Origin of the sequence: Geobacter sp. AOG1 (genome assembly GCF_019972315.1) — a bacterium.
GTDB lineage: Bacteria > Desulfobacterota > Desulfuromonadia > Geobacterales > Geobacteraceae > Geomobilimonas.
In genome coordinates this window covers 2946463-2972074 of the sequence record NZ_BLIZ01000001.1, presented here as the reverse complement: position 1 = coordinate 2972074, position 25612 = coordinate 2946463, and the positions used below count along the sequence as shown (strand labels likewise).

General features: G+C 54.1%; 25 protein-coding genes and 7 tRNA genes. All 32 read left to right on the top strand.

The genetic code is table 11. From position 1 onward, the window contains the following. Positions 1-39: 39 nt before the first annotated feature. Positions 40-825: a dihydropteroate synthase gene (gene folP, locus LDN04_RS13530; RefSeq protein ID WP_223913397.1), complete on the top strand. Its 786-nt coding sequence runs from the start codon at positions 40-42 to the stop codon at positions 823-825. A gap of 74 nt (positions 826-899) precedes the next feature. Beyond that, positions 900-1667 carry a diadenylate cyclase CdaA gene (cdaA, locus tag LDN04_RS13525; RefSeq protein WP_223911573.1) on the top strand — a complete coding sequence of 256 codons (768 nt, stop codon included), beginning with the start codon at positions 900-902 and terminating at the stop codon, positions 1665-1667. Then, positions 1664-2083 carry a YbbR-like domain-containing protein gene (locus LDN04_RS13520; protein ID WP_223911570.1) on the top strand — a complete coding sequence of 140 codons (420 nt, stop codon included), beginning with the start codon at positions 1664-1666 and terminating at the stop codon, positions 2081-2083. Before cdaA ends, LDN04_RS13520 begins: the two co-directional genes overlap by 4 nt. 65 nt (positions 2084-2148) lie before the next feature. After that, positions 2149-3504, top strand: coding sequence for a phosphoglucosamine mutase (gene glmM / locus LDN04_RS13515; RefSeq protein WP_223911566.1), 1356 nt, complete (start codon positions 2149-2151; stop codon positions 3502-3504). Positions 3505-3506: 2 nt separating this feature from the next. Continuing rightward, positions 3507-4226 carry a pyridoxine 5'-phosphate synthase gene (locus tag LDN04_RS13510; RefSeq protein ID WP_223911563.1) on the top strand — a complete coding sequence of 240 codons (720 nt, stop codon included), beginning with the start codon at positions 3507-3509 and terminating at the stop codon, positions 4224-4226. Between the two features lie 9 nt (positions 4227-4235). Next, complete coding sequence (locus tag LDN04_RS13505) at positions 4236-4616, top strand: holo-[acyl-carrier-protein] synthase (protein WP_223911560.1); 381 nt, start codon at positions 4236-4238, stop codon at positions 4614-4616. Next, positions 4613-6157 carry an NAD(P)H-hydrate dehydratase gene (locus tag LDN04_RS13500; RefSeq protein WP_223911558.1) on the top strand — a complete coding sequence of 515 codons (1545 nt, stop codon included), beginning with the start codon at positions 4613-4615 and terminating at the stop codon, positions 6155-6157. Before LDN04_RS13505 ends, LDN04_RS13500 begins: the two co-directional genes overlap by 4 nt. 13 nt (positions 6158-6170) lie before the next feature. Then, positions 6171-6626, top strand: coding sequence for a CBS domain-containing protein (locus LDN04_RS13495; RefSeq protein WP_223911555.1), 456 nt, complete (start codon positions 6171-6173; stop codon positions 6624-6626). Then, complete coding sequence (gene tsaE, locus LDN04_RS13490; protein WP_308464666.1) at positions 6623-7132, top strand: tRNA (adenosine(37)-N6)-threonylcarbamoyltransferase complex ATPase subunit type 1 TsaE; 510 nt, start codon at positions 6623-6625, stop codon at positions 7130-7132. Before LDN04_RS13495 ends, tsaE begins: the two co-directional genes overlap by 4 nt. Positions 7133-7206: 74 nt before the next feature. Further along, the gene (locus LDN04_RS13485; protein WP_223911540.1) at positions 7207-8439 is read left to right on the top strand and encodes an aspartate kinase; all 1233 of its coding nucleotides are present in this window, start codon (positions 7207-7209) and stop codon (positions 8437-8439) included. Positions 8440-8572: 133 nt separating this feature from the next. Next, on the top strand, positions 8573-10159 hold the full coding sequence (gene cimA, locus LDN04_RS13480) for a citramalate synthase (protein ID WP_223911537.1): 1587 nt from the start codon (positions 8573-8575) through the stop codon (positions 10157-10159). Positions 10160-10371: 212 nt separating this feature from the next. Further along, on the top strand, positions 10372-10713 hold the full coding sequence (locus tag LDN04_RS13475) for a helix-hairpin-helix domain-containing protein (protein WP_223911534.1): 342 nt from the start codon (positions 10372-10374) through the stop codon (positions 10711-10713). Positions 10714-11175: 462 nt separating this feature from the next. Next, the gene (locus tag LDN04_RS13470; protein WP_223911531.1) at positions 11176-12216 is read left to right on the top strand and encodes a bifunctional oligoribonuclease/PAP phosphatase NrnA; all 1041 of its coding nucleotides are present in this window, start codon (positions 11176-11178) and stop codon (positions 12214-12216) included. A gap of 64 nt (positions 12217-12280) precedes the next feature. Continuing rightward, entirely contained in the window at positions 12281-12997 is a 717-nt protein-coding gene (rph, locus tag LDN04_RS13465; RefSeq protein ID WP_223913396.1) for a ribonuclease PH, read from the top strand. Further along, positions 12994-13593, top strand: a complete 600-nt coding sequence (locus LDN04_RS13460) for an XTP/dITP diphosphatase (protein WP_223911528.1) — start codon at positions 12994-12996, stop codon at positions 13591-13593. The genes rph and LDN04_RS13460 overlap by 4 nt, the downstream gene beginning before the upstream one ends. Positions 13594-13681: 88 nt before the next feature. After that, positions 13682-13759, top strand: a tRNA-Pro gene (locus tag LDN04_RS13455). A gap of 7 nt (positions 13760-13766) precedes the next feature. Beyond that, positions 13767-13843: transfer RNA gene (locus LDN04_RS13450), tRNA-Arg, on the top strand. A 12-nt stretch (positions 13844-13855) separates the two neighbouring features. Next, positions 13856-13931, top strand: a tRNA-His gene (locus tag LDN04_RS13445). A gap of 54 nt (positions 13932-13985) precedes the next feature. Continuing rightward, positions 13986-14070 (top strand) — tRNA-Leu (locus LDN04_RS13440). Positions 14071-14164: 94 nt separating this feature from the next. Next, complete coding sequence (gene tig / locus LDN04_RS13435) at positions 14165-15463, top strand: trigger factor (protein ID WP_223911526.1); 1299 nt, start codon at positions 14165-14167, stop codon at positions 15461-15463. Between the two features lie 15 nt (positions 15464-15478). Continuing rightward, positions 15479-16078, top strand: coding sequence for an ATP-dependent Clp endopeptidase proteolytic subunit ClpP (clpP, locus tag LDN04_RS13430; RefSeq protein ID WP_223911523.1), 600 nt, complete (start codon positions 15479-15481; stop codon positions 16076-16078). Beyond that, a complete protein-coding gene (gene clpX, locus LDN04_RS13425; RefSeq protein ID WP_223911520.1) occupies positions 16075-17328 on the top strand; it encodes an ATP-dependent Clp protease ATP-binding subunit ClpX in 1254 nt (417 codons plus the stop codon). Before clpP ends, clpX begins: the two co-directional genes overlap by 4 nt. After that, positions 17328-19748: an endopeptidase La gene (lon, locus tag LDN04_RS13420; RefSeq protein ID WP_223911517.1), complete on the top strand. Its 2421-nt coding sequence runs from the start codon at positions 17328-17330 to the stop codon at positions 19746-19748. Before clpX ends, lon begins: the two co-directional genes overlap by 1 nt. A 120-nt stretch (positions 19749-19868) precedes the next feature. Then, positions 19869-19945 (top strand) — tRNA-Asp (locus LDN04_RS13415). A 7-nt stretch (positions 19946-19952) separates the two neighbouring features. Further along, positions 19953-20028: transfer RNA gene (locus tag LDN04_RS13410), tRNA-Val, on the top strand. A gap of 40 nt (positions 20029-20068) precedes the next feature. Then, a tRNA-Asp gene (locus LDN04_RS13405) sits at positions 20069-20145 on the top strand. 148 nt (positions 20146-20293) lie between these two features. Further along, positions 20294-21262: a peptidylprolyl isomerase gene (locus LDN04_RS13400; protein WP_223911513.1), complete on the top strand. Its 969-nt coding sequence runs from the start codon at positions 20294-20296 to the stop codon at positions 21260-21262. Between the two features lie 5 nt (positions 21263-21267). Beyond that, a complete protein-coding gene (locus tag LDN04_RS13395) occupies positions 21268-22005 on the top strand; it encodes a polyprenol monophosphomannose synthase (RefSeq protein ID WP_223913395.1) in 738 nt (245 codons plus the stop codon). A 384-nt stretch (positions 22006-22389) separates the two neighbouring features. Continuing rightward, positions 22390-23220: a 6-bladed beta-propeller gene (locus LDN04_RS13390; RefSeq protein WP_223911510.1), complete on the top strand. Its 831-nt coding sequence runs from the start codon at positions 22390-22392 to the stop codon at positions 23218-23220. Beyond that, the gene (locus tag LDN04_RS13385) at positions 23217-24050 is read left to right on the top strand and encodes a cytochrome C (protein ID WP_223911507.1); all 834 of its coding nucleotides are present in this window, start codon (positions 23217-23219) and stop codon (positions 24048-24050) included. The genes LDN04_RS13390 and LDN04_RS13385 overlap by 4 nt, the downstream gene beginning before the upstream one ends. Positions 24051-24427: 377 nt before the next feature. Then, on the top strand, positions 24428-25144 hold the full coding sequence (locus tag LDN04_RS13380) for a cytochrome c3 family protein (protein ID WP_238482233.1): 717 nt from the start codon (positions 24428-24430) through the stop codon (positions 25142-25144). 23 nt (positions 25145-25167) lie between these two features. Next, on the top strand, positions 25168-25590 hold the full coding sequence (locus LDN04_RS13375) for a cytochrome c3 family protein (protein ID WP_223911503.1): 423 nt from the start codon (positions 25168-25170) through the stop codon (positions 25588-25590). Positions 25591-25612: the final 22 nt, after the last annotated feature.

The window sequence follows — 25612 nt, the reverse complement described above, 5'->3', positions numbered from 1 at the left end:
GGCCGGCGCACCATCGATCTGGCAGTGCGTCCCTGTATCATGGGGATACTCAATGTCACCCCTGATTCCTTCTCCGACGGAAACAGATTCTTTTCCCAGGAGAAGGCCGTTGAACGTGCATTGGCGATGGAAGCGGATGGTGCGGACATCATCGACATCGGTGGCGAAAGCACCCGCCCCGATGCGCTGCCGGTCTCCACGGAAGAGGAGTTGGGGCGGGTAGTCCCGGTCGTGGAACGTCTTGCCGGTCGTTTGCGGGTGCCCCTGTCCATTGATACTACCAAGGCCGTGGTGGCTGAAGCTGCTCTGGCTGCCGGTGCAGAGATTATCAACGACATCAGCGCCATGACTTTCGATCCCCGGATGGCAGAGGTTATCGCTGCTGCCGGCGCGGGGGTTGTGCTCCAGCACACCCGGGGGACTCCCGTGGAGATGCAGAAGGACACCTGTTACGCTGATCTTGTCGGCGAGGTAAAGACGTTCTTGGCGGAGGCAATCCGGAAGGCCAGTCAGTCTGGTATTGCCTCCGAACGGATTGTCGTCGATCCCGGCATCGGTTTCGGCAAGGATTGCAGGGGTAACCTGGAGATCCTCCGCCGTCTGGATGAATTTTCCTCCCTTGGCCGGCCGATTCTGGTCGGGACTTCACGCAAGGCGTTCATAGGCAAGGTGCTGGATCGGAATGTGAGTGACCGTGTTTTCGGAACGGCCGCAACGGTGGCCCTGGCGCTGGCCGGTGGCGCTTCTATTTTCCGGGTTCATGACGTCAGGGAGATGCGTGATGTAGTGGATATGAGTTGGGCCATCACGCAGGGAATCAGGTGACGTCGAGTACGTGGCAGCCCATGCATATCACCCGCCTACCCTGGTAGGCCCCCTTATCCGGTCAGGTGACAGCGATGCTCTCTTCTCTTCACAACTGGCAATGGCTTGTCGACCTGCTGGACATCCTGCTGCTGGCCTTTGTCATCTACCGTCTGATGCTCCTGGTAAAGGGTTCGATGGCGGCATGGGTGATGTTCGGCCTGATCGTGCTGCTAGCCTGCCATGGCCTGTTTCGACTGACCGGTTTTCAGACCGTCAACTGGCTCCTCGACAATCTCCTCGGTTCTATCGTTCTTGTCCTCGTCATCATTTTTCAGCACGACATCCGTCGAGCCCTTGTTGCCCTGAGCCGTAGCCGGTATGGCAAGGAACGGGACAGCGAAGCGACAGCCGCGCTGATCGAGGAACTGGTCATGGCAGCTGAAGGTCTGGCCGGCAAGAAGATCGGTGCCCTGATGGTTGTCGAGCGGGGAATGTCCCTCGATACCTACATGGCGGTCGGAACGGAGATCGATGCCAAGGTGACGAGTGAAATCATCTCTTCCATTTTTCTCCCCTATTCGCCGATTCACGACGGAGCCGTCATCATTCAGCATGGAAAGCTCACGCGGGCCGGCTGCTTCCTCCCTCTGACCCAGAATCCCGACGTGAACAAGGCTCTCGGAACTAGGCACCGGGCTGCCATCGGGCTCACCGAGATTGCCGATGCGGTGGTGATTGTGGTTTCCGAGGAAACCGGCAGGATTTCGGTGGCAGTTGGCGGAAAGATTACCCGCGACCTGGAGAGCGAGACCCTGCGCAAGGTGCTGAACCGGCTTCTTGAAACACGGTGGCTCACATGAAGGTCCCCGTCTGGCTGCAAGAAAATCTGGGGCTCAGGATCATGTCACTGATCCTGGCGTTTTTCCTCTGGTCCTACGTGACTGGCGGTGGGGAAACGGAGCGTGCTTTCATCGCCCGGGTCGAGACGATGAATCTCCCTGCCGGACTGGTCGTGGTGGGTAAGCCGACGGAGCGGGTGGAACTTCGGCTTGCCGGGCCCCGCTTTCTCTTGGTAAAATTAGCAGCGGCAAATCGCTTGACGATTACCCTCAACCTGGACGGGGTGCGGGAAGGGGTTGTTGCCTTTACCGCGCTGGATACGAGGTTACAGCTACCGACGAGCGTGCGGGTTACCCGTGTCTATCCTTCGACGGTTGAACTTCGTCTGGTAAGAGACGAAGGAGGGGGGGCGCCTTCGGCCCGTGGGGACAGGTAGGTGCGGGTACCGCCAGCATGCAGAACCCCGATATCAATCCGGCATGTCCGGAACAGGAGTGCAGTATGAAGAAACTTTTCGGAACCGACGGCGTGCGCGGCGTGGCGAACGTCTACCCCATGACCAGCGAGATGGCCATGCAGATCGGTCGGGCTGCGGCCTATATTTTCAAGAACGGTCGTCAGCGGCACCGGATCGTCATTGGCAAGGACACTCGCCTCTCCGGGTACATGCTTGAAAATGCCCTGGTGGCGGGTATCTGCTCCATGGGGGTGGATGTACTGATTGTCGGTCCGCTCCCTACGCCCGGCATCGCCAACATCACCTCCTCCATGCGTGCCGATGCGGGGGTTGTCATTTCCGCGTCCCACAATGCATTTCAGGACAACGGCATCAAGTTTTTTTCCCGCGACGGCTTCAAGCTTCCCGACGAAATGGAACTGAAGATAGAGGATCTCATCTTTTCCAAAAAGATCGATTCTCTTCGCCCCACTGCCACCGAGGTCGGCAAGGCATACCGTATTGATGATGCAGCGGGCCGCTATGTGGTCTTTCTCAAAAACACCTTTCCCAAAGAACTGGATTTGACCGGGTTGAAGATCGTCCTCGATTGTGCCAACGGCGCTGCGTACAAGGTTGCACCAGCGGTTTTCGAGGAGTTGGGGGCCGAAGTGATCCCCATCGGCGTGAGGCCGAACGGCACCAATATCAATGCCGGCTGCGGTTCCCTCCATCCGGAGGTTATCAGCGAGGCGGTCAAGGAACACCGGGCCGATTTGGGGATTGCCCTGGACGGTGATGCCGACCGGGTGATCTTTGTGGACGAGTTCGGTAACGAGGTGGACGGTGATCACATCATGGCCATCTGCGCCACACATATGATCAAGCAGAAGAAACTGCGGAAGAACACCTTGGTCGCTACGGTGATGAGCAACATGGGGCTCGATATCGCCGTCAAAAAGGCGGGGGGGAAGATCATCAAGACCGCCGTTGGAGACCGTTACGTGGTGGAGGAGATGCGGAAGGGTGGATATAATCTGGGGGGTGAGCAGTCGGGGCACATGATATTCCTCGACCACAACACGACCGGCGACGGTGTCCTCTCCGCCCTGCAGGTGCTGGCGATCATGCGCCGGACCGGTAAAACCCTGGCTGAGCTGGCGGAGGTGATGATTCCCCTGCCGCAGGTGCTGGTGAACGTCAGGGTTCGGGAAAAAGCAGATATCATGACCATACCCGAAGTTGCCTTGAAAATCCGGGGGATCGAAGCGAAGGTAAAGGACGAGGGGCGAGTACTGATACGCTATTCGGGGACGGAACCGCTGCTCCGGATCATGCTGGAGGGGCAGGACAAGTACCAGATTACCACCTGGGCCAAGGAGATTGCGGATCTGGTGGAAAGTAAGATCGGAGGTAAGTGAGCATGGCCAAGCTGGGGGTCAATATCGACCACGTGGCGACTATCCGCCAGGCGCGGGGGGGGATGGAACCCGATCCGGTTGCTGCAGCCGCCATCGCCGAACTGGCCGGCGCCGATGGTATCACGATCCATCTGCGGGAGGACCGCCGTCATATTCAGGACCGGGACCTGAAAATCCTGCGGCAGACCGTCAGGACCAGGCTTAACCTGGAGATGGCCGCAACCGCTGAAATGGTGGCTATAGCCTGTACCCAGAAACCCGAGATGTGTACCCTCGTGCCGGAAAAGCGCCAGGAACTGACCACGGAAGGGGGGCTGGACGTTCGCATTCATCAGGAGAGCCTGGCCGATGTGGTCGAGAAGCTTCAGGAAGGGGGGATGTTCGTCAGCCTCTTCATCGATCCCGATCCTGATCAGGTCAAGACGGCCAGCAAGATAGGAGCCGATTACATCGAGATCCACACCGGGGCCTTTGCCGAGGCGCGGGGGTTCCGCAACCAGGAGGCTGAGCTGCGCAAGATAGAAAATGCGGTCAAGCTCGCTGCAAAACTCGGGCTCGGCGTCAATGCGGGACACGGTCTCAACTACAACAATATCAAGATGGTGGCAGCACTTGGCGGGATCGAGGAATTCAACATCGGTCACTCAATCATTTCCCGGGCGGTGCTGGTCGGACTCGACCGGGCAGTGCGGGAAATGGTGGATCTGGTAAAATATGCCTGACGGGACGACATGATCTTCGGAACCGGTATCGATATCGTGGCTATCAGCCGCTTCGAGCGCTTTGTGGCGGAGAACAACGTCTTGCTGCTGGAGCGGCTTTTTACCCTCCACGAACGTGAGTACTGTGCTGCTCGCAAACGTTGCGCCCAGCACTACGCCTTGCGCTTCGCCGCCAAGGAGGCTTTTTTGAAGGCTCTCGGCACGGGACTCCGTGACGGCATAAGCTGGCATGACGTTGAGGTCGTTAACGACCCCCTTGGCAAGCCCGAACTGAGGCTCTATGGTCGTGCCCGTGAACTGTTCGCGGGCCATGGGTTGCGGCGTCATTTCCTGTCTCTGTCCCACGACGGCGACGTTGCTGCCGCATCCGTCATCCTGGAGGGAGAATGAAGGTCGTCACCGGGATAACCATGCAGGAGATCGACCGGCGCACCATTGAGGAGTTCGGGGTGCCTGGACTCCTCCTGATGGAGAACGCGGGGATCGGCTGTGTTGCGTCAATCACGGAGATGTATGGCGGTCAAAGCGGAAGACGTGCCGTTGTGGTGGCAGGCAAAGGGAACAACGGCGGCGATGGCTTTGTCATCGCCCGCCTCCTGCACGAACAGGGGTGGCAGGTAGCTACCTTCGTCATCGCTCGCAAAGAGAATATCGGCGGCGACGCCCGTCCCAATCTGGAACGTCTGGGGGAGGGCGCGATTGCCTTCTGTCCTGAGCCCGGCATGCTCGGACATTACGTTACATCGCTGCGGGAGGCGGACGTCATCGTCGATGCCCTGCTCGGTACCGGCCTCAGTAGTGAGGTGAGGGGGGTGTATGCCGAGGCGATTTCCCTGATGAACGATGCCGGTCGGCCGGTGGTGGCGGTGGACGTCCCCTCGGGGATCGACGCGGCCACCGGGAAGGTCTTGGGAACAGCGGTGCGTGCCGACCTCACGGTGACCTTTGCCCTGGCCAAGTGCGGGCATGTCTGTTATCCGGGGGCGGAGTTCACCGGCCACCTGAAGGTAGTGGATATCGGTATTCCCGCAGTGGTGACCGATGCCGCTCCGGGGCTCGAATACCTTGATGCCGATGCGGTCCGGCCGTTGTTGCGCAAGCGCGGGCCTACTGACCACAAGGGGAGCTTCGGCCATTGCTTCATCGTCGCCGGCTCCACCGGCAAGACGGGGGCGGCAGCCATGGCGGCCAACAGTGCAGTGCGAAGCGGTGCCGGCCTCGTTACCCTGGCAGTTCCTGCCAGTCTCGGTCCCATCCTGGAGGTCAAAACTACCGAAGCCATGACGCTCCACCTTCCCGACGGCGATCTTGGTTATCTCGGCGATGCGGATCAGGCGTTCATCGATAATGCCCTGGAGGGAAAGAGTGCGGTGGCCGTGGGACCAGGTCTTGCCCTCCATCCCGAGACCGTCCAGCTGGTTCGTCGGCTGGTTTCGGACATTTCCCTGCCCCTGGTGCTCGATGCCGATGGGCTGAACGCTGTCGCCGGGGAGTCGGCGGTGCTGCTCCGCAAGAAATCGCCAGCCGTTATACTTACCCCCCATCCGGGAGAGATGGCGCGTCTGGCCGGCTGTTCGGTTGCCGATGTAGAGAGCGACCGGATAACTGCCGCCCGCGAGTTTGCCCAACACTTCGCAGTATATGTAATCCTCAAAGGGGCGCGTACCATCATTGCCGCCCCCGACGGGCGGATGGCCATCAACGGCAGCGGCAACCCCGGCATGGCGTCGGGGGGGATGGGGGACGTCCTTACCGGCATTCTGGTGGCCCTTCTCGCCCAGGGGTACGACCCGTTTACCGCTTGCCGTATCGGGGTATTCATCCATGGCCATGCGGCCGACATGGTGGCGGCGGAGATGGGAGAGATTGGAATGGCTGCCGTGGATGTTCAGGAGCGGCTTCCCTATGCCTGTAGACAATTGACGACATGAAATGGAGAATACTATGCTGACCGTTGCCGATGTAATGACCAAAGAAGTGATCACTGTAACGAAAGACATGTCTATCCGTGAGCTGGCCGGACTGTTTGCCCGGCACCGGATCAGCAGCGCACCGGTGGTCGATGCTGCCGGAGATCTCCTCGGTGTTGTCACCGAGAGCGATCTGATCGAGCAGGACAAGAACCTCCATATCCCAACGGTCATTTCTCTGTTCGATTGGGTTATCTACCTGGAAAGCGAGAAAAAATTCGAGCGGGAGTTGCAGAAAATGACCGGCCAGACCGTTGGGGACATATACCGCGCGGAAGTCGAGACGGTGACGCCGGTAACCACCTTGAGTACCGTTGCCGATCTCATGAGCAGCCGGAAGCTTCACGCCCTGCCGGTGGTGGAGGGGAAAAAGGTGGTCGGCATGGTGGCTCGCATCGATCTTATCCGTACCATGACCGGCCAGGGATGACCGTGCTGGAGGTAGTCACCGGCAGTGCAATGGAAACCGGATCCTTGGGGCAGCGGGTCGGTTCGCTTCTCGGACCGGGTGATTTCGTGGCGCTGACGGGTGATCTCGGAACAGGCAAAACCGAGTTTGCCAAGGGTGTGGCAGTCGGCATGGGGGTGGATGCGGCAATCCCCATCACCAGCCCGACGTTTACCCTCCTCAATATATATCAGGGACGTATTCCTCTCTATCATTTCGACCTGTACCGGCTTGCCGGCGAGGGTGACATTCTGGAACTCGGTTTTGAAGAGTATTTTTATGGTAACGGCGCCAGCCTGGTGGAGTGGGCGGAGCGGTTGCAGGGTGAGATGCCCGGCGAACGTCTGACCATAACGTTCAGCCATGGAGAAAACGGGAGCAGACACCTGCTCTTCGAACCCCATGGTAAGCGCTATGAGGAGCTCATGAGGGAGCTTTTCCCCCATAACCGGAAAAAATGTTTTGACCCGTTGCAGGATTCCTGCTAATAAAAACAATTCAACCGCTTACCCTGTGTCTTGATTGGGTGAGACAAGGTTTTAATCAAAGGAGGATAGCTCTGATGGCTCTGGTGGTTCAAAAATACGGCGGCACGTCGATGGGGTCGATCGAACGGATCCGCAACGTGGCCAAGAGGGTCGCCAAAACCTACGATGCCGGTAACGATATGGTGATCGTTGTGTCGGCCATGTCCGGCGAAACCAATAAACTGGTAGCCCTGGCCAATGACATCTGCGAGTTCCCCGATAATCGCGAATATGATGTCCTGGTGGCATCGGGCGAACAGGTTTCCATCGCGCTTCTCTCCATCTGCTTAAAATCCATGGGGTACAAGGCCAAATCCTATCACGGCTGGCAGGTGCCGGTCATTACTGACAGTGCCTTCAGCAAGGCGCGTATCGAAGAGATTCCCGACACCAATATGCGCGCGGACCTCAAGGACGGCACCATCGTTGTCGTCGCCGGGTTCCAGGGAATAGACCGGGAAGGGAATGTCACCACTCTCGGGCGGGGCGGTTCGGACACGTCGGCGGTTGCCCTGGCGGCTGCCCTCAAGGCGGATGTCTGTGAAATTTATACAGACGTGGATGGAGTTTACACCACTGATCCCAACATCTGCACCGATGCCCGCAAGGTCGAAAAGGTTTCCTATGACGAGATGCTGGAACTGGCCAGCCTGGGGGCGAAGGTCCTCCAGATCCGTTCGGTGGAATTCGCCAAGAAATACAATGTGGACGTGCACGTCCGCTCCAGCTTCAATGATAATCAGGGTACCATGGTTACCAAGGAGGATAAGGAAATGGAAGCAGTACTCGTATCAGGCATTGCCTATGATAAGAACGAAACCAAGATTGCGGTGATGAACGTTCCCGACAAGCCGGGGATCGCTGCCAAGATTCTCTCCCCCCTTTCCGACGCCAATATCTCCGTCGACATGATCGTGCAGAACGTGAGTGAATCCGGGCACACCGATTTCACCTTCACCGTCACGAAGGCCGACTTCAAGAAGGCGCTTGCCATTACCAAGGAGACCGCAAAGGATATAGCGGCCAAGGATGTGGTGACCGATGAGAACATCTCCAAGATTTCCATCGTGGGGGTCGGGATGCGGAGTCATGCCGGCGTGGCTACCAAGATGTTCCAGACGTTGGCCAAGGAGGGAATCAATATCCAGATGATCTCCACGTCCGAAATCAAGGTATCGGTGGTGATCGATGCCAAGTACACCGAACTGGCGGTACGGGTACTCCACGATGCATTCGGCATGTCGGGTAAGGACGTGAAAGGGGAGTAACACCCTTCTCGCTTGTTCTGTTCAATAGTCTCAAAACGCGAGGCACAGAGATACTCGAGTTGGTAATACTGACCGACGTTGTGCTCTGTGCCTCTTGTTGCAGGATTCAAATCCATCGGGTAAAGGTGAATGCATGAGCCTGGTAAAATTGTACGATACGACGCTGCGGGACGGAACGCAGGGAGAAGACATCTCCTTTCTGGTGGAAGACAAGATTCGCATCGCCCACAAGCTGGACGAGGTGGGCATCAACTACATCGAAGGGGGATGGCCGGGGAGCAATCCCAAGGATATTGCCTTTTTCAAGGAGATTAAAAAGGAGAAGCTCTCCCAAGCGAAAATTGCGGCCTTCGGTTCCACTCGGCGAGCAAAGATAACGCCGGATAAGGACCAAAACATCCGGACCCTGATCCAGGCCGAACCTGATGCCATCACCATCTTCGGCAAGACCTGGGATTTCCACGTGCGGGAGGCGCTACGCATCCCGCTGGAAGAGAACCTGGAACTTATTTTCGACTCCCTGGAATACCTCAAGTCCCGGGCACCGGAAGTCTTCTACGATGCGGAGCATTTCTTCGACGGCTACAAGGCCAATCCGGAGTATGCTATCAAGACGCTCAAGGCTGCCGAGCAGGCTAAGGTCGACTGTATCATCCTTTGCGACACCAACGGCGGCACCATGCCGTTCGAACTTGCCCAGATCATCAAGGATGTGAGGAAGCACATCACGACCCCCCTTGGCATCCATACCCACAACGATTCCGAGTGCGCTGTCGCCAATTCTCTCCACGCCGTGGATCAGGGGATCGTGCACGTGCAGGGGACTATCAACGGTTTCGGCGAGCGGTGCGGCAACGCCAATCTCTGTTCCATCATTCCTGCCCTTACGCTGAAGATGGGTAAAAAGTGCGTCAGTACTGAACAGCTCCGCAAGTTGCGCGAGCTTTCACGCTTCGTCTACGAACTCGCCAATCTTTCCCCTGACAAGCACCAGCCCTATGTGGGTAACTCTGCTTTTGCCCACAAGGGTGGGGTTCACGTCAGTGCCATCCAGCGCCACCCGGAAACCTATGAGCACCTGCGTCCCGAACTGGTGGGGAATACCACGAGGGTGCTTATCTCCGATCTCTCCGGACGTGCGAACATCCTTGCCAAGGCTGAGGAGTTCAACATTAATCTGGACAGCAAGGATCCCGTTACCCTCGACATACTCGACAATATCAAAGATATGGAGAACCGGGGGTATCAGTTCGAGGGTGCGGAAGCCTCCTTCGAACTGCTCATGAAACGTGCCCTCGGAACCCACCGCAAGTTTTTCTCGGTCATCGGCTTCCGGGTCATCGACGAGAAGCGCCATGAAGACCAGAAACCCCTTTCGGAAGCCACAATCATGGTCAAGGTGGGGGGGAAGGTGGAGCATACCGCGGCCGAAGGGAACGGGCCGGTGAATGCGCTGGACAACGCAATTCGAAAGGCGCTGGAGAAGTTCTATCCGCGGCTCAAGGAGGTCAAGCTCCTTGACTACAAGGTCCGCGTACTCCCTGCAGGCCAGGGTACCGCGTCGGCCATCCGGGTGCTCATCGAGTCGGGTGACAAGGAGAGCCGCTGGGGAACGGTCGGCGTTTCCGACAATATCATCGATGCGTCTTATCAGGCGCTCATCGACAGCATCGAGTACAAACTGCACAGGGGCGAGGAGGGGGAGGCCGGCAAGAAGTGACACGGCGGAGCGAACGTTTCGTTCTCTGGCTGCTTGCAGCCACCCTCTGCATATCGTATCTGCACAAAGGCCACGGTGTTCCCCTGCAAGGGGAATCCGTGGCCTTTATACATCGGACCAGTGCCCGGCTTACCATCCGTCTTGCGGGACGTGTACCGAAGCCGGGAGTATATCGATTTACAGAAGGGGTCTCAATTGCCGACGTCATAAATATGACGCTGCCCGGATCGCTCACTGAACAGGATGGTATGTGTCTCTGTTCCCGTGATATTACAGCTGGCGATGTCGTAACAGTTCTTCCGGGTAAGGACCAACATGTTGAAATATCATTAAGTAAGATGAGCGCACGGGAGCAGATGCTGCTTGGAATTCCGTTAAATCCCGACCTGATGGATGGCGCGGATTGGGAGGCGCTACCGGGGATAGGCCCCGGTCTGGCAAGAGACATTGTTGTCGATCGTCATAAAAATGGCGAATTTTGCACGATTGACCGCCTGGAAAGGGTCCCCGGTATCGGTTCGAAACGGATCGAGGCACTCAGACGTTATTTTTAAGGGATATATAATCGCTTGAAATCCAAGAAGAAATCGACAATTGAACCTAATGTGCACACACTATCTTTTTTAGCATGTGCACGTTGGCACATATGATGAAATACCCACCCGTACTTGCGATTGAGTAAATTATCCAGTGTGGGGGTGACCATTATGAATTGTCCCAAGTGTAAAGGTCGTATGTTTGCCGAGAAATTCTATGATTTCGTCAGGTCGTTCGATGCATGGAAATGCACCTGTTGTGGCGAGGTGCTGGATCCTACCATACTTGCTAACAGGGCCAGGAATCACAACCTTTACTTGGGGTAATCGGTCTGAACATAACAATGAGAAAGAGGGGGAAGCGGGCTTCCCCCTCTTTTTTTGTGCCTGAGCGGTCGGCGCAGGGTGGCGGTCCCTGCTTGTCGTGTCGGGCGGATAGGGTACACTTAGCATGAAATTACCGGAAACGGGGAGATGGTTATGCCAACCGCTGATGAACGAAGTGGCACCAGGCTGTTTACCGACAATCTGCTGGCGTGGGTACGCGGTAAAGGGAAAATAGTTATCGTCGTCCACGACAATCCCGATCCCGATTGTCTGGCATCAGCCATGGCATTGCGACATCTGTTCGTCATGAAGCTGAACAGGGAGGCATTGATTACCTTTTCCGGAATGATAGGCCGGAGTGAAAACCTGGCCATGGCAAAGGAACTCCAGATTCCCCTCACTCCCCTCGGCATAACCGATCTGTCTGAATTTCAGGTAATTTGCATGCTCGACACCCAACCCGGAACCGGGAACAATTCCCTTCCGTCCGGCACCCGCGTAGATATTGTCATCGATCACCATCCCCTCAGGGATGCAACGAGGCAGTGTCGCTGGGTTGATGTGCGCGAGGAGTACGGGGTAACTGCCACCATCCTCTATGAATATCTGCAAGTTCAAGATGTGCCCATAGGGACGAAGCTTGCAACGGCGCTCTTTTATGCCATAAAGTCGGAAACCCAGGACCTTGGGCGTGAGGCCAATCATCCGGACCGGGAGGCGTACCATCGGCTTTTCCCCCTGACGAACAAACGTCTTCTCAACACGATTACCCATCCGAAACAACCTATCGAGTATTTCGCGACGGTCAGCGCTGCGTTGACAAGCACCTTGATTTGCGGAAATGGACTCGTTTCCCGACTCGGGTCGGTGGCCTTCCCCGAACTGGTAGCAGAAATGGCCGATTTTATGCTTCGACTCGAGGATATAGAGATGGTTTTGGCCATGGGGATGTACAACAATGAGATGATTATCTCTATGCGCAGCAATCGGTACGATATGAACGCCGGCGATGTGCTCAGGCAGCTGGTTGCCGGATTCGGTGCCGCCGGAGGCCATGGCATGATGGCGGGTGGCAAGGTGGAAATCGCGTTCCCAACACCGGCTGCTATCGAAGAAATGGAAGAACTTCTGACGAAGAGGTTTCTTGCCGAGCTGGGTGTGGCTTCCCTGCCGGTTCGTCATCTAATCACGTGATGCGGTTGACAAGTGACGGGGATTCCGGCTATATATGCCAGACACTAGCGACATGGGGAGTATTATGCGACGGGATGGAAGAGGGGCGGAAAGCCTCAGGGAAATAAGCATTACACGGCAGTTTCTGAAACATGCCGAAGGTGCGGTTCTTGTGGAATTTGGTGATACAAGGGTCATCTGCACGGCTTCGGTGGAGGAAAGCGTTCCTTCTTTTCTGCGGGGAAAGGGAGGGGGATGGGTTACAGCCGAATATGCCATGTTGCCCCGGGCTACTCACACACGTTCGTCGCGAGAGGCAGCAAAGGGGAAAATTGGCGGGCGCACCCACGAAATCCAGCGCTTAATAGGACGATCTCTGCGAGCCGTCACAGATTTGACACTACTGGGAGAACGAAGCATTCTAATAGACTGTGATGTCATTCAGGCTGATGGCGGAACCCGTACCGCATCCATCACCGGTGCCTATGTAGCACTCGTTGATGCTGTGCATTGGCTGATGGGGAAGGGGGCCGTATCCCAGTTTCCCCTCAGGGAAGCGGTGGCAGCAGTGAGTGTAGGGATCGTGGCGGGGATCCCCGTTCTTGATCTGGATTATATGGAAGATTCGTCCGCCGAGGTGGACATGAATATTGTCATGACCTCCTCCGACCGGTTCGTCGAGGTGCAGGGTACGGCGGAGGGGACACCGTTCACCGTTGCCGAGATGGATGCCATGCGTATTCTGGCTCAGAAAGGGATAAGGCAGTTGTTTGCGATCCAGAATGAGGTTCTTGGCCGATGAACGAGCTTCTTGTTGCGACGGGCAACCGTGGCAAGCTGCGTGAATTCGAGGCGCTGCTCCGCGATATCGAGGTGCGAGTCTATTCCCTTGTGGATTTCCCCGAAGTGCCGCCAGTTGAAGAAGATGGCATCAGCTTTGCGGAAAACGCTATGAAAAAAGCACGTAATGCCGCTCTGGCAACCGGTAAACCGGCTCTGGCCGACGATTCGGGCCTGGTGGTGGACGCTCTCGGCGGCCGACCGGGAGTGCATTCAGCCCGGTTTGCCGGCAGTGGTGCCGACGACGGTGCAAATAATGCGAAGCTGCTGCGAGAGCTTGCCGGCGTGCCAAGGGAGTCGCGCAGAGCAGCCTTTCATTGTGTGATTGCACTCTGTCTGCCTGAAGGTGAGTGTCAGACATTTGCGGGTGAATTATCGGGGATTGTTCTGGATGCCCCCCGTGGTGAAGGAGGGTTCGGCTACGATCCGTTGTTTCTTGTTCCTGAGTACGGCCGCACCCTAGCTGAATTGCCATTGGCACTGAAAAACCGCATTAGCCACCGGGGGCGGGCACTTAATGAGCTGAAAGATTTTCTGCAGGCACACGCCGGGTCGTGAGTAGGCCTCCATCCAGTTTTTCCGGAGGTGCGGCGGTGATAAAAATGCTTGCATGATTTTGGTCGGTATGCTATAAACACATTTTTCTCGGGGTGTAGCGCAGCCGGGCTAGCGCACCTGCCTTGGGAGCAGGGGGTCGGAGGTTCGAATCCTCTCACCCCGACCAAAACTCTGCGCCTGTAGCTCAGCCGGATAGAGCAACGGCCTTCTAAGCCGTAGGTCAGAGGTTCGAATCCTCTCAGGCGTGCCAAAACCCAGTATGGTGGCTATGGTGAAGCGGTTAACACAAACGACTGTGACTCGTTCATACGTGGGTTCGAATCCCACTAGCCACCCCATTTAAACACCAGGCCCTGCGCAAGCGGGGCTTATTAGTATATGTTGCAGTCCTGGCGAGAGTGGCGGAACTGGCAGACGCACTGGACTTAGGATCCAGCACCGCAAGGTGTAGGGGTTCAAATCCCCTCTCTCGCACCATATTCAGTTCCCTTCTGTAGTACTTCATGCGGGCTGAGTGCCCGATTCGTAAACCGGCCAAATCCAACTTCGAATACAATAGTGAGGTTTAAACATGCAGATCAACGTGGAAGCTCTTAGCAAAGTGAAGAAGAAAATCAGTTTTGAAATTCCTGCCGACCGTGTGACGGCTGAAATTGAAAAGGCCTACGACGAGATTCGTAAACAAGTGGCCATCAAGGGTTTCCGCAAAGGGAAAGTGCCCCAGGCTCTACTGGAGAAACACTACAGCGACAGAATGGCGGACGATGTTCTGAAGAATCTGGTCAACGAGACTTATTTTAGTACCCTCAAAGAGCACAAAATTTTTCCTGTTGCACATCCTTTGATTGACAGTGACGTGCTGAAGAAAGGTGAGAACTTTAAGTATTCAGCCACCGTTGAAGTCTTTCCTGAAATCGAAGTGAAAGATTACATCGGTCTTTCAGTGAAGAAGGAAAAATATGTCAGGGATGAGGCGGTCATTGAAAAGCGTCTTGAAGAAATGCGCGAAGGGATGGCCCAACTGGAGCCGGTAACGGGAAGAGCTGCTGCCTTGGGGGATTTCGTCACCATCGATTTCAAAGGATTTCTCGCTGGTGTTCCCTTTGCAGGCGGCGAAGCCACGGACCATGTATTGGAACTCGGTTCGGGGCGTTTCATCCCCGGGTTCGAGGAACAACTGGTGGGGATGGAAGTAGATACCGAAAAGGATATCACGGTGACCTTTCCTGCGGAGTATGGCAGCGAGGACCTGGCTGGCAAGGAAGTGACCTTCGCCATCAAGCTTAAGGAAATCAAGGCTAAAGAACTTCCTCCTCTTGACGATGAATTTGCCAAGCAGTTCGGTGAGTTCGAGACGCTGGCAGATTTGAAGGCAAAGCTGACGGAAATGCACGATCTGCGCGAAAAGGAAAGGATCGATGCCGACCTGCGCGACCGGGTTGTAAAGGCGCTCATAGAGAAGAACGAGATCGAAGTGCCCGAGACGATGGTGGAGCGGCAACTCGACATGATGCTGGAAAGCACCAAGCGGCGCCTGGCCAATCAGAAGCTCTCTCTGGCTGTCATGGGGCTTGATGACGAGAGTTATAAAGTCCAGTTCAAGAGCGTCGCCGAGCAGCAGGTAAAAGGTTCTCTGCTGTTGGATGCGCTGTCAGGCCAGGAGAAGATCACCGTCGGTGAAGCTGATGTGGAGGCGCGACTGAAAAAGATCGCGGAAGAGAACGGACAGCCATTCGAGCGGATCGATGCCTTCTATAAACAGAACCAGCAGACAATGGATAATCTCGTGGCACAGGTTAAGGAAGATCGGGTAGTTGAATTCCTGCTCGACAAGGCGACTGTTTCAGAAGTTGACAAGAGCGAAATCTAACGAGCGGGAGGCAACATGCTGGTACCCATTGTAGTTGAGCAGACCGGACGGGGCGAGCGTTCTTACGATATCTATTCGCGGCTGTTGAAGGACCGGATTGTATTTCTCGGCGGTCAGATTGACGACAACCTGTCAAATCTTGTCGTTGCTCAGCTACTTTTTCTGGAGGCGGAAGACCCAGACAAAGACATTCATCTCTACATCAATTCTCCCGGCGGGGTTGTTACGTCGGGTATGGCGATTTACGATACCATGCAGTACATCAAAGCTCCTGTTTCTACAATTTGCGTTGGCCAGGCCGCGTCCATGGCGGCACTTCTTCTTGCTGGGGGTGAAAAGGGAAAGCGTTTCAGTCTTACCCACTCCCGCATAATGATTCATCAGCCGTTGGGTGGTTTCCAGGGGCAGGCGACGGATATTCACATCCATTCCCAGGAAATTCTCCGGATGAAAAAGACGCTGAACCAGATACTTGCCTCCCATAGTGGGCAAACGCTTGAAAAGGTGGAAGCAGACACGGAGCGTGATTATTTTATGTCTGGAGAAGATGCCCGCAACTATGGTATCATAGACTCAATGATTGCACGAAATACCCTTACGGGAGGCTCCCGGTGAGCAGAAGAGACGATAGATCCGACAACCTGATCTGTTCTTTTTGCGGTAAAAGCCAGGACGAAGTCAAGAAATTGATTGCTGGTCCGACGGTCTACATCTGCGATGAATGCATAGAACTCTGTAATGACATCATTGCCGAGGAGACCAAGCTTGAGGAGGCGCTGGGACCGGACGTCAGGAAGCTCCCCAAGCCCCAGGAGATCAAAGAAGTACTAGACGAGTATGTCATCGGGCAAGAACGGGCCAAGAAGATCCTTGCCGTTGCTGTCTACAATCATTACAAACGTATCGAGGCGATGGGGAAGCCGGGTGACGTGGAGATGCACAAGAGCAACATCCTGCTCCTCGGTCCAACCGGTTCCGGCAAAACCCTTCTGGCACAGACGCTGGCGCGTATACTCAAGGTTCCGTTCGCCATGGCGGATGCCACCAATCTCACCGAAGCCGGTTACGTCGGCGAAGATGTCGAAAACATCATTCTCAACCTTCTTCAGGCGGCGGATTACGATGTGGAGCGCGCCCAGAAGGGGATCATCTACATAGACGAGATCGACAAGATTGCCCGCAAATCCGATTCGCCCTCCATAACCCGCGATGTTTCCGGCGAGGGGGTCCAACAGGCGCTTCTGAAGATCATCGAAGGGACTGTCGCGAGCGTTCCTCCCAAAGGTGGGCGCAAACACCCGCAACAGGAATTCCTCAAGGTTGATACGACTAATATTCTCTTCATCTGCGGAGGGGCTTTTGCCGGACTGGACAACATAATCCAGCAGCGGATCGGGGTAAAGACCCTCGGTTTTGGTGCCGATGTAAAGAAGAAGGTCGAGAAGCGGGCCGGCGAATTGTTGACGGAATCGACACCCGAAGATTTGCTCAGGTTTGGGTTTATTCCCGAATTTATCGGGCGTTTGCCGGTTCTTGCCACCCTGAGTGAGCTGGGCGAAGATGCCATGGTTCAGATACTGAAAGAGCCGAAAAACGCATTGGTGAAACAGTATCAAAAGCTCTTCGAGATGGAGCACGTAAAGCTGAAATTCACCGACGGTTCGCTGATTGCCATTGCCAAAGAGGCTCTGAAGCGAAAAACGGGTGCACGCGGTCTTCGCTCCATTCTGGAAAACGCCATGCTCGACATTATGTATGAGATTCCTTCCCAGACCATGGTAAAAGAGGTAGTCATCAATGATGACGTGATCTACAACAGGGAAAAACCGATAATAGTCTATGAAAATGTGGCGGAGTCCGCCTGATGACAGGATTGAACATGGAAACAACGAGCACCAACAAGAGAGGGAATCCGTCAAGATTCCCTCTCTTGCCGTTAAGAGATATAGTTGTCTTCCCCGCCATGGTGGTACCTCTCTTCGTCGGGAGAGATAAGTCCATTCAGGCACTGCAGGCGGCCATGGCTGACAGGAAACTGATTTTTCTTGCGACGCAGAAAAACGCTCAGACAGAGGAACCGACAGCTGGCGATATCTATGCAGCCGGTACCGTTTGCCAGATACTCCAGTTACTCAGGCTGCCCGATGGAACGGTAAAGGTCCTGATAGAAGGGAAGCGACGGGGGAACATTGTCGGTTTCGAATCCACTGAAGACTATTTTGTTGTAGAAGTTGTTGAAGTTGCAGAAAAGAGCAACCCGAAATCCGAGGTAGAAGCGCTTGTTCGGGGGGTGACCGCAACTTTTGAAAATTACGTCAAGCTTGCCAAATCAATCCCCAGCGAGATCGTGACAACCCTGACCGCTAATAATGATCCGGGACAACTTGCGGACAGTCTGGTCGCCCATCTCAATCTCAAACTTGCAGACAAGCAGGAGCTTCTTGCAACACGAAACGTGGCGCGGAGGCTTGAAAAGCTGCTTGCGCTCATGGAATCGGAAATCGAAATACTCCAGATTGAGAAAAAAATCCGGACCCGGGTCAAGAAACAGATGGAAAAATCCCAGCGTGAGTATTATCTGAACGAGCAGATGCGAGCCATTCAGAAAGAATTGGGAGCCAAGGACGAATTCAAACAGGAAATCAGCGAACTGGAGCAAAAGCTTGAGAAGCTCAAGCTCTCCGATGAGGCAAGGAAGAAGGTGAAGGCCGAGCTTAAAAAACTCAGACTCATGTCACCTATGTCCGCCGAGGCAGCTGTCGTCAGAAACTATGTGGACTGGCTGGTCACGCTTCCCTGGGGGGATTACGTTGATGAGAAAGACGATATACGGCTCGCGGAGAAAATCCTTGATGCGGATCACTGTGGCCTGGAGAAAGTAAAAGAACGCATTCTCGAATATCTTTCGGTTAACTCACTAGTCAAGAAGATTCGGGGGCCGATTCTCTGCCTGGTGGGCCCTCCGGGGGTCGGAAAAACATCGCTGGCCCGCTCAATTGCCACGGCGACCGGCCGCGGCTTCGTAAAAATGTCCCTTGGCGGAGTTCGTGACGAGGCCGAAATCAGGGGGCATAGACGCACTTACGTGGGCGCGATGCCGGGAAGAATAATCCAGAACCTGAAAAAAGTGGGAAGCAATAATCCCGTTTTTCTCCTGGATGAAATCGACAAGATGAGCTCCGATTTCCGCGGCGATCCCGCCTCTGCTATGCTGGAAGTGCTTGACCCCGAACAGAATGCTACGTTCAATGATCATTTTCTTGAGGTCGAGTACGATCTTTCCCGAGTCATGTTTATCACCACGGCTAACTCTCTCCATACCGTTCCCCGGCCGCTTCTTGACAGGCTTGAGGTCATCAGAATCGAAGGCTACACGGAGACTGAAAAACTGAAGATCGTTCGCCAGCATCTGCTGCAGAAGCAGCTTGCTGCCCATGGTTTGCAGTCTGGAGCAGTTACCGTAACTGACCGGGCAATTCTTGAGGTGATTCGACATTACACCCGGGAGGCAGGTGTGCGCAACCTTGAACGGGAAATTGCCTCAATCTGTCGTAAGATTGCCCATGGCATAGTCAAGGGTGCTCGACGGAAATTCAACGTCCAGCCGAAGCAAGTGCGTGATTATTTAGGTGTGCAGCGTTTCAGGCATGGCATTGCAGAAGAGAGTGATGCCGTAGGGCTTGTTACCGGCTTGGCCTGGACCGAAGTAGGGGGGGAATTACTTGTCATTGAGGTGGCGGTTTTACCTGGTAAGGGAAAGCTAACCATCACGGGCAAACTGGGTGACGTTATGCAGGAGTCAGCACAAGCAGCCATGACCTATGTCCGTTCGCGGGCACAATCCCTCGGGTTGGAACGTGAGTTTTACCAGGACGTGGATATTCATATTCACGTTCCCGAGGGGGCTATTCCCAAGGACGGCCCGTCTGCAGGCATCTCCATGGCCACAGCCATTACGTCGGCATTGACCGGCAAGCCGGTACTACGTGACATTGCCATGACTGGCGAGATAACACTGCGAGGCCGGGTTCTTCCTATAGGAGGTTTGAAGGAAAAGATTCTGGCCGCGAAGCGGGGGCAGATCAAAACGGTCCTTATCCCTGTTGACAATGCAAAGGATTTGGCGGAAATACCCAAGGAAATTACAACCGGACTCGTCATTCATCCGGTCACTCACATGGACGAGGTCCTGGTGCTATCGCTGAGGGGTGATCCCACTGTTTCACTCTTGCCGGTTGCCATGGGCGACCGCTCGATAGTTGACGATGCGGTGACGGCGCACTGATCTCTGTCAGTACGGAAATAATTCTTGACACTGTCGGTTCTGCTCTGCTATAAATCACATTCTCTTTTGCTAGGGGAACTGGAGAAGTAAGCAGCACCAGTGCTGGACGTATATACTTTCGGGGTCGTAGTTAAGTTGGTAATAACGCCGGCCTGTCACGCCGGAGGCCGCGGGTTCGAGCCCCGTCGACCCCGCCATTTATCCGGGCGAATAGCTCAGCTGGGAGAGCGCCAGCCTTACAAGCTGGATGTCACAGGTTCGATCCCTGTTTCGCCCACCATGCATACGCGGTTTCGGTACCGCTACAATTTGATGTAACTGGGGTCGTAGTTAAGTTGGTTATAACGCCGGCCTGTCACGCCGGAGGCCGCGGGTTCGAGCCCCGTCGACCCCGCCAGTCCCTGAGGGCCATGATTAATCATGGCCCTTTTTTTATCGATCTTGTAATCTGTGTAACCCGTAATGTCCCGCCAATCTTCCCTTTCCCTTGACTAAGCGGACTGAAATCGTTTATCCTTGCCAAAAATATGTAGTTAGGGGACGTTATGACTGTTTGTCGTCTGATTGTGCTGTTTGTTTGCTTGACGTGTTCCTGTTTCGGCGTCGCATCTGCTGATGAATTGGGGAGAGTTGTCGTATCCGTAAACGGTGAGGATCTGACAGTTGCGGAGTTGTCTCAGGAAGTACAGAAGATTGTCCCCATGGAGGCCAGTTTCCATGGCGGAATGTCGGCCGAAAAAATCAAGGGTATCGAATCGAAGGCCCTTGCCATCATTATTGAGAAGGAACTTCAGTATCAGGACGCACTTTCCAAGGGATTGAAGCCGGACAAGGAGGCCGTAAACGTCGAATTCAAGAACGTTGTTGAACGTTTCAACAGCCGGAAGGAATTCGAGAAGGCTATCAAGAAGGCAGGATTCTCCGAGAAATTACTGAAACGATTCATCACTCGTGACCTGTTGGCCGAAAAAGTACGGAAGCAGGAGGTTGACGACAGGATTAGCATTTCCGATGCAGCCATCAGAGAATATTACGAAACGAACAAGAACAGATACATGAAGCCTGAGGAATACCGGGCAAGCACTATTCTGGTCAAAGTCGATCCGGCTTCCACTGCCGAAGAACGTGCAAAACTCAAAGAGCGTGCAGAGGCATTGCTGAAAAAAGTAACGGAGGGTGCCGATTTCGGTCAGATTGCGTATGACAATTCTGATGATATGTCTCGGATAAAGGGGGGGGATATCGGTTATTTCCATGTGGGAAGGACGGTGCCGGAGTTTGAAGAAGCGGTGAAAAAACTCAAGGTCGGTGAAGTGAGCGGCGTAGTAGAGTCGATGTATGGATATCACCTCATCAAGCTTACCGACAAAAAAGAACCGCGCCTACTACCCTACGAGGAAGTAAAAGACAAGATCCGGGCACAACAGATCGAGAAGGAAAAAAAACAACTGTTTGACACGTGGATGGCTGGATTGAAGGCAAAGGCGAAGATTGTCTATCCCGGAAAAGAGTAGCCCTTGTGAAGGCTTTTGTCGTCATCCCGACCTATAACGAACGGGAAAATATCGAAAAATTGATTGGTGAAGTACTGGCTCAAGATGCCGGTATTCATGTACTTGTCGTCGATGACCATTCTCCCGATGGCACAGGGGAGGTTGTGGACAGGCTTGCTTCCACCTCAGACCGTGTTCATGTCCTCCATCGCGCGGGTAAACTTGGTCTTGGCTCGGCATATCGGGAAGGTTTTCGGCTTGCTCTCGAAAGGGGCGCAGACTACATCATAGAGATGGATGCGGATTTTTCCCACGACCCCGCTACCCTGCCGCTTTTTTTTGCCCGTATGGAAACATTCGATCTGGTCATAGGTTCCCGCTATCTCAACGGGGTGAGTGTTGTTAACTGGCCACTCCGACGACTCATGCTCAGCTATTTTGCGAGTATGTATACCCGGGCGATTACCGGACTCAAAATTTCCGATTGTACAAGTGGCTACAAGTGCTTCAAACGCAGGGTACTGGAGGCAATCGACCTGTCAAAAATCAAATCTGACGGTTATTCCTTCCAGATAGAGATGAATTATCGCTGTGTCGAGAAAGGGTTTCGCATTGGGGAAATCCCCATCATATTCATCGACAGACATGCCGGTTCGTCCAAGATGTCAAAAAAGATAGTTCGGGAAGCGATACTGATGGTCTGGAAGCTTAAACTGGGCTCGCTGCTCAACAGATTTCTCCCGTCGGGAGGGCATCGTGAGTAACAACATCTGGTCCATTTTATGTGTTACTGGATTCTGGGGATGGGTTCTTGCTGCCGTTGGCTTCATAATCAAGGCCTTCCCGTCAGTTGGCGTTTTCCGTGGCAAGATGGCTCTCCGGTGGGGATGTAGTGTTATCTGTTTCTATTCTCTGTGGGTGGTGAGCATGGTGCACGCATGAAGAGAGTACACCTAACGGTGAAACCGCTGCTCTGTTTGATGCTTCTACTTCTTTCAGCATGTGCTGTCACTGAACCTCTCGTATTGCGAGATCCCAGCGTCAATCTTGCTTGGCCCCCCCCCCCAAATCCTCCCCGCATCAGTTTTCTGCGTGATGTGAAGGGACCGGTTGACGTCTTGCCGGAAAAGGGTAACCTCGCCCGCTTCATGGAGTTTGTAACCGGCGAGGATACAACGAAAATGGTGCTTAATACACCTTACGGAGTTGCAAGTAACGGTGATTCAATCATTTATGCGACCGATATTGCAGCGGGTGTGGTACATCGCTACGATTTGGCGAAACGAACGGTTGTCTACATAACGCAGGCGGGGGAGGAACCACTCATTCGGCCAGGGGGGGTTGCTGTCGACCAGGACGGAAATGTCTATATTTCCGATGCTGGGAGCGCCAAAGTATTCAAATTTGATAAAAATGGTGATTTCATCCACGAATTGGCCGGGCAATTCCAGCGTCCGGCGGGGATTGCCATCAACAGTCGCGGGGAGAAATTTGTTGTTGATGTGTTGGCACATAAATTGAAGGTTTTCGATGTTCATGATACCTTTATCCGAAACTTTCCCCGGGACGACACGCGAGAACCGCTCAATCTCCCTTCAAATGTTGCAATTGGCCGAAATGACGATGTTTACGTAACCGATTCCATGAATTTTATGGTTAAGGTTTTCGATCAGTCCGGCAGCTACAAAAGCAGCATCGGTGAAATAGGGGATGCGCCCGGTTCTTTCGCGAGGCCAAAGGGTGTTGCGGTTGACACTGACGACCACATTTATATTGTTGACGCGAGCCATGGGAATTTCCAGGTTTTTAACCGGGACGGGAAACTTCTGCTCTTTGTAGGGAGGAATGGCGCCGGCCCCGGCGAATTTTCCCTGCCAAGTGGTATCTCTATCGATTCTAAAGGGCGCATCTTTGTAGCTGATACCTACAATCACCGCATTCAGATTTTCCAGTACATGCCAGAGGGTGGTCCACGATGAGACGTACTACGTTCATAGTTGCACTTCTTTGCCTCGTTTTCGCTGCAGGTATTGCCTCGGTAGCTGCCGCGGGGCCAAAATTTCGCGATGGAGGCAACAAGCATAATCTTTCTTCGTTGGACAGTAATATTGGTGTGACATACAAAGCTAAACCTGGAGACCCTTTGCAGCGGGACACACAGGTCTGCATCTTTTGCCATACCCCCCATAATGCATCTCCCCAAGGAGCTTTATGGAACCGTAAGGACACCACGTCTGTTTTCGGGATATACACCTCCAGCACTCTCATCATTCGGCGAGCAGGCGTACCGTCAAACTACAATGAACCCAATGGTTCTTCCCGACTCTGCCTCAGCTGTCACGACGGCATTACCGCGGACTTGAACGTCCTTGGGAATGTATATGTTGGTGGCCCGATCGAATTCCCGGCAGGAAAAGGGAAAATAACCGGAGTTGCTGCGTTCGATGCGAAAAAGGTTAGTCTAGGGCACCACCCTGTGTCGTTTGTGTACGATACTGCTGTCCTTGTAGCGATACAGAGTGGTGGTAAAAGTACGCAGGGATACAAGCTGCCGCCACTGAATGATCCCGTAAAATTACAGAAATTACAGAACAAGGAATGGATGCAGTGCACGACCTGTCATGATCCCCATCAAAACCAGACGGCCGAAACTGCATACCCTGCTGGTTCACCGGCAGCTGGAAGAAAGATAGCGCCGTTCTGGGTTCTGGGCACTTCGGGTAATGCCAGCACTGACCACGACACGGTCTGTCTGAAATGTCATAACATAACAAAATATGGCAACTATTCGGCTTGGCCATGGCCCTAGTCTCTCTCAAGGAACGCGTGCTCATGCTAAAACTACCCGTTATTGTCTGTATGTTACTTCTGGGATCTGCAGTTCCGCTTTTGGCAGCCGGTCAGAATGCCAGACCCCATATTGACAGAAACAGACTCCCCTATGGATGCGGTACCTGCCACGTGGGATTCGATTTTAATTCGGGAGGCGGCTCGGATGGGTGTGTCAGCTGTCATGGTAAGTCACGTCCATCTCGAGAGTTTGTAAATTCAAATGCGGTCTTGAGCGACGTGGAGAGTGAATTCAGAAAGAGATACCGCCATCCGACATTTGATGTCCGTGGAGTACACAGGGCCAATGAAGTCCTGCCTGAGCAGAATCCCCGTGCTTCGCGCCATGCGGATTGTGTGGATTGCCACAATCCGCACCTCACCAACTCAGCCAATGTGTTCGCCGGCATTAAAGGGAAGAGGGTGGGGAACAGCATCACCGAGATTGTCAACGAGTACGACCTCTGCTATCTCTGTCATGGGGACAGTCTCAATTTGCCGGGACGGGCAACCAACAAGCGGGCCGAGTTCTCGCTCAACAACCCGTCATTTCATCCCATGGAAGGTGAGGGGAAGAACCTTGCGGTGGTAAGTCTTCTCAAACCGTATCGCGAGAAAAAAACCGAGCCTGGCGATGTCTCGGTTATTGGCTGTCGGGATTGCCATGGTAGCGAATCGTCGTCTTCTCCCCGAGGACCGCATGGTTCGGCGAATCAGTATATCCTCGTGGAGAATTACTCCACGAGGGACAGGGAACCGGAGAGCGCGACGGCTTATGCTCTCTGTTACCGTTGTCACAATCGTACCAGTATTTTGGGTGATGAGAGCTTCCGTCTCCATTCGCTGCACATAAAAGGTAAAGTGACGGTGGGAATGAATAACGGTACATCCTGCTACACCTGTCATAACTCCCATGGGAGTTCCGATAATAAATACCTGTTACGTTTTAACCGTGATATTGTTTCGGCCAGTTCGTCCGGTTTGTTGAAGTTTACGGAAAAAGGGACCAATGCCTTTCGGGGTGAGTGTTATCTTACCTGCCACGGTGTTGACCACAACCCTAAGAGTTACTGAGTATGTCTATCCGGGAGAAATCTATGAAACGGTTACTCGTTGCCAGTTTCATGGTAGTTGCATTATCCGGTGCAGGGTTTGGGGATGAAGGGATGTCTCCTCCAAAAGGGAAGATATCCCCTCATGGTGCGGATGCGGACTGCACCATCTGCCATGTGGCCTCGAGGGCAGACCTGGAAAGCTGGTTCACTTTCCCTTCAACCAAGAGAAAGTTCAAGGCGGACTATAACGCTCTGTGCCAGCAATGTCATGGAATAGAGTTTGGCCATGGTGCCGGTAAAAAACCGCGTATAAATCGCGATGGATTGCGACTTGATGCCGATGGGAAGATTGCCTGTGCCATCACCTGTCATAACATGCATATCAAGAGTGATGACGCGACGCAAAACAAATACCATTTGCGAACTTTGCGTGAAAATCTCTGTTTTTCCTGCCACGATAAATAGTCGTTGTGTAATAAACAATTAT